At 66.1% G+C, this 4508-nt stretch carries 5 protein-coding genes; 2 read left to right on the plus strand and 3 right to left on the minus strand.

Annotated features, from left to right (window positions below; all coding sequences use genetic code 11):
* Positions 1-114: 114 nt before the first annotated feature.
* Positions 115-474 carry a PadR family transcriptional regulator gene (locus H488_RS36815; RefSeq protein ID WP_306413703.1) on the minus strand — a complete coding sequence of 120 codons (360 nt, stop codon included), beginning with the start codon at positions 472-474 and terminating at the stop codon, positions 115-117.
* The gene (locus H488_RS33185) at positions 471-1133 is read right to left on the minus strand and encodes a hypothetical protein (RefSeq protein WP_190274525.1); all 663 of its coding nucleotides are present in this window, start codon (positions 1131-1133) and stop codon (positions 471-473) included. Before H488_RS33185 ends, H488_RS36815 begins: the two co-directional genes overlap by 4 nt.
* A gap of 909 nt (positions 1134-2042) precedes the next feature.
* On the opposite strand from H488_RS33185, the gene H488_RS33190 reads away from it, so the two are divergent.
* On the plus strand, positions 2043-2996 hold the full coding sequence (locus tag H488_RS33190) for an ABC transporter ATP-binding protein (protein WP_017834552.1): 954 nt from the start codon (positions 2043-2045) through the stop codon (positions 2994-2996).
* A complete protein-coding gene (locus H488_RS33195; protein WP_031283594.1) occupies positions 2996-4234 on the plus strand; it encodes an ABC transporter permease in 1239 nt (412 codons plus the stop codon). The genes H488_RS33190 and H488_RS33195 overlap by 1 nt, the downstream gene beginning before the upstream one ends.
* A gap of 103 nt (positions 4235-4337) precedes the next feature.
* Here the strand turns inward: H488_RS33195 and H488_RS33200 are convergent.
* The coding region (locus H488_RS33200) for a DUF4193 family protein (protein ID WP_017834554.1) at positions 4338-4508 on the minus strand (171 nt) is incomplete at its 5' end.

Below are 4508 nucleotides of genomic sequence, written 5' to 3' on the forward strand. Positions count from 1 at the left end.
CGTTCGCGATCACCTTCGCCGGACGGTTCGAGAGAACCACTCACTGATGAAAACCGCCGGGCCCCACACACCGTTTATCGGACAGTCCCCGTACGAGCTCAGGTGTCGGCGGTGCTATGTCGTGTCCGGGGGTGAATTGTCGGAAATGGCGGTTCGGTCGGGGCGGCTCAGGGTGTCTACTGCGGTCATGAAGACCTGCCACTGGGTGCTCAGGTCACGGAGGTGTTCATGTCCGGTGGTGGTCAGTTCGTACACTTTCCGTGCCGGGCCTGGTCCGCTTTGTTCCCACTGGGCCGTGATTGCCCCGTCGTCCTCGAGTCGTCCGAGGGCGGGGTAGAGCTGGGCTCCCTTGATGGGTTGGAGTCCTGCCGAGACGAGTGCCTGGGAGATGCCGTACCCATGCCGTGGTGCCACCACGAGCACACGGAGGATGAGCATCGGCAGTGAGGCCCGTTGCCACGCCGGGAGGCTCATCGCCTGGTTACCCAGGGGCGGTCGCTCCAGGCGGTGCCCAGGGCCACGGCCGCGGACAGCACGAACGCCAGTGCGACCGGGATCGTCAACGCCCCCCAGCTGTGGCTGGTGGCGATGAGGGCGGCGATGAGCAGCGGTGTGAGCGTGCCGGTGAGAGTGAGTAGCCACCAGCGCCGGGTACGAGCGACACGGTTGGTCGCGGCCAGATCGCGCGCCAACACCAGCGGGTGCCCGAACTCGGTGTAGGCCGAGGTGCCGGCGAGCTCCAGGGCGTGCTCGATCTCGGTGACATGGTCCCGGACGGTTCCGGAGGGCATCAGGCGGGCGCGCAGACCCCCTGTGAAACGACGCATCCACTGCTCATCGCTCCACTGTTGGCGAAGCACCTGCTGCGGCATCCGCTGGGACACCACCAGTAGGACCACCCCTGGGATAAGCATCGCCAGAGCCAGCAGCGGTACGGGGACATCACGTGCGGCGTAGTGCCCGGACCCCAGGTTCGCTGCGAGGGCGATTCCCGCGAGGACGACCGCGCCGATGACAACAGAGGCGCTGATCGTTGACCCCGGCCGGCCGGCCACGAATAGAGCTCGCAGCACCACCCACCCGAGGAAGGCAAGGAGCACACTGGCGGCGACAAGGGCGTGGGCGATGTCCACGTCGATCGACCACCCGGAACGTAGGACCATGAGCAGCACCGCGACAGCGCCGATGCCCGTGAGCCTGCCTCCGATTTCCCGTAGCACCGGTCGCAGTCCTGCGCCCAGGGAGGTCCGGACTTCCTCGTCGGCTGTCGCGAGCTCGGCGGCATCCTCTGTTGCCAGTGTTGTGGCGTCGCCGAAGAGCTCGGCAGCGGGAGTCTGTGTCGCCCGGACCGCGTCGAGCAGNTGAGCCTGCCTCCGATTTCCCGTAGCACCGGTCGCAGTCCTGCGCCCAGGGAGGTCCGGACTTCCTCGTCGGCTGTCGCGAGCTCGGCGGCATCCTCTGTTGCCAGTGTTGTGGCGTCGCCGAAGAGCTCGGCAGCGGGAGTCTGTGTCGCCCGGACCGCGTCGAGCAGTTCGTGCTCACGTTCCTTCAGTGAGGACGCCGGGACGTGCTTACTCGTCATGACCGTGCGGTAGCGCGTTGCCCATCCCTGGTCCTCCGCGGACCACTGATCTACACCCATGCCGGCTACCTCGTATCTAGGTCGAGAATATATCTACATACAACCAGAGGGGTGGTGGTGTTGGCAACGCTTTGCATGCGGCCTCGTTGGCGGCTGGCCCCGGGGAGAACTGTCCGGATGATCCCCCCGGTGGGGGATGTAGGAGATGCACAAGGACTTTTAGGCTGGAAGTTCACAGACGCTAAGAGAACCCTAGGGCCCGTGCGGAGGAGCGAGAGGCTGACAGAGGCAGTAGAGAGCACCGCCTTTCTCAGGAGTGGGGCAGATCGGGGAGGCCTGTGCGGAAGCCGCTGACGCGCTCCCGCCACGGCCTCGGGATTTCTGTCTCATGGCGCGGTTCTGGGAATGGTGACGGGACTGAAGGATCAGCAGTGCTAGCAGGCACGACAGTGGAGGCGCAATGACGGAATCGCTGGTGCACATCGAGAACTTCCGGATGATGTTCGGGGACACCACCGTCATCAACGACCTGTCCTTCGACGTGCACGCGGGGGAGACCTTCGGGTTCCTCGGGTCCAACGGGTCGGGCAAGACCACTACCCTGCGGGCGTTGTTGGGGATCTATCAGCCCACCGCGGGGACCTTGCACATCAACGGTAAGACCTTCGAACCCGCCGACGGCGCCCGGCTCGGGTACCTGCCGGAGGAGCGGGGGCTGTACAAGAAGGAACCGGTGCTGGAGACCATGACCTACTTCGGCCGGCTCAAGGGCCTCGACAAGACCAAGGCGAGGTCCTGGTCGCTGGAGTACCTCGAGCGGGTGGGGCTGGCCGACAAAGCGACGGCCCGGCTCGACAAGCTTTCGGGGGGTCAGCAGCAGAAGGTGCAGTTGGGGGTGACGATCATGAACACCCCGGAACTGTTGATCCTGGACGAGCCGACGAAGGGCTTTGACCCTGTCAACCGCCGGCTTTTGATGGACATCATCGAAGACCAGCAACGCGCGGGGGCGACGGTGGTGATGGTCACCCACCAGATGGAAGAGGTCGAACGACTGTGTGATCGGGTGATCCTGCTCAAGGACGGCACCTCTCACGCCTACGGCACCGTCCGGGCGGTACAGGAGCAGTTCGGCGGCACCACCTACCGAGTGATCCACACCGGTGTGGTGCCAGCCTCACAGCACTACAGCGTGGTCAGCAGCCAGCCAGCGGGGGAGGGACAGGTCTCTGAATTGGCCCCGGCCCTGGGGGCCGATGAGACCACGGTGCTCACCGAGCTCGTGCGTGCCGGCGTGGCGGTCTCCGGGTTCAGTACCGCCCGCACTTCGCTGGAGGAGGTCTTCATCCGGGTTTACGGCGCCGACAGCCTCGAGGACGCTACCCAGCCCGAGACCGTGGGGGTGGGGGCGTGATGGCACAGCACAACCTCTCCACCGTCGTGGGCTTCGAGTTCCTCCGCACCGTGCGCAAGCGCGGATTCTGGATCGCGATCCTGGCGGTGCCGGTGGTCATCGCGATCATCTTCGCCCTGTCCTTCACCTCCAACTCCTCGATCAGCGACTCCGCCGACGCCCAGGCCAAGGCCGAGCTCACTTTCGCCTACACGGACGCCTCCGGAACGATCCCTCAGGAGCTGGCCGCCGGCTACGGCGGGCAACCCGCCACCGACCTGGCCGCGGCGATCGAGGCGGTGAAGACCGGGGAGCTGGATGCGTACTTCGCCTACCCCAGTGACCCGGCTGAACAGCCGATCGAGGTCACCGGGGCGGACCGGGGGCTCTTCGACAACGGGGCCTATGAGGCGGTGGCCGAGTCCCTGCTGACCACCGCCGCCCAGGCCCAGATCGGGGACCCGGGCCTGGCAGCGGCCGCGGCCGGGGACCTGGAGGTGGAGTCCACGATCTTCCGGGACGGCGAGGTCACCGGCGGGTTCACCGAGGCCATCGCCCCATTGGGACTGCTGGTGGTGTTCTTCCTGGTGATCGTGATGCTCTCCAACCAGATGCTCAACTCCACCCTGGAGGAGAAGGAGAACCGGGTCACCGAGATGATCCTCACCACCGTCAACCCCACGACGTTGGTGCTGGGCAAGATCCTGGCCGTCTTCGCTGTCGGGGCGGTGCAGATTCTGGTGCTGCTGGCCCCGGTGGGGATCGGCTATGTCTTCTTCCGCGACCGGTTGAACATCCCCGACCTCGACCTCTCCTCGCTCCGGTTGGACCCGGGGACCATGGTCGTGGCGTTCCTGCTGCTGATCGGCGGGTTTGTGCTGTTCACCGGGGTGCTGGTGGCGATCGGGGCGATCATGCCCACCGCCAAGGACGCCGGGGTGATCTTCGGGCCGCTGATCTTCGCGATGTTCATCCCCTTCTACGCCATCAGCCTCATCATCTCCGACCCGAGCGCACTGATCGTGCAGGTCTTCACGTTCTTCCCGCTCACCGCCCCGGTGACCGCGATGCTGCGCAACGGATTCGGCACCCTCGACCCGCTCACCGCCAGCATCGTGATCGCCGAGCTGTTCGTATTCGGGGTGCTGGTGCTGCGGGTGGCGGTGCAGTTGTTCCGCTACGGCTCCATCGCCTACACCGACAAGCTCAACCCCCGGGCCGTGCTGGGGCGCCGGCGCCCGGCCACGGTGAAAAAGTGATCACCACCGGCCACCGCTGATCATCGGCGGGTGGGCCACAGATCAGGCCCCGGGAGCATTGAGCGCCCGGGGCCTGATCTGTGGGATCCATGGTTCGCGGGGTTCAGCCCTCGCAGTCGGTGCAGTACCGCGTCTGGCCGGACTGGCGGGCCAGCTGGGAGCGGTGCCGGACCAGGAAGCAGGAAGCGCAGGTGAACTCGTCGACCTGTTCCGGGATGACGGCCACGGTGAGCTCTTCGTGGGAGAGGTCGGCGCCGGGCAGGTCGATGCCCTC

The sequence above is a fragment of the Kocuria sp. UCD-OTCP genome (genome assembly GCF_000349605.1).
Classification (GTDB): Bacteria; Actinomycetota; Actinomycetes; order Actinomycetales; family Micrococcaceae; genus Kocuria; species Kocuria rosea.

What these genes read in the sequence shown, in the direction of transcription:
- H488_RS36815 (WP_306413703.1), bottom strand. Translation starts at nt 474, where the DNA reads ATGAGCCTCCCGGCGTGGCAACGGGCCTCACTGCCGATGCTCATCCTC.
- H488_RS33190 (WP_017834552.1), top strand. Translation starts at nt 2,043, where the DNA reads ATGACGGAATCGCTGGTGCACATCGAGAACTTCCGGATGATGTTCGGG.
- H488_RS33195 (WP_031283594.1), top strand. Translation starts at nt 2,996, where the DNA reads ATGGCACAGCACAACCTCTCCACCGTCGTGGGCTTCGAGTTCCTCCGC.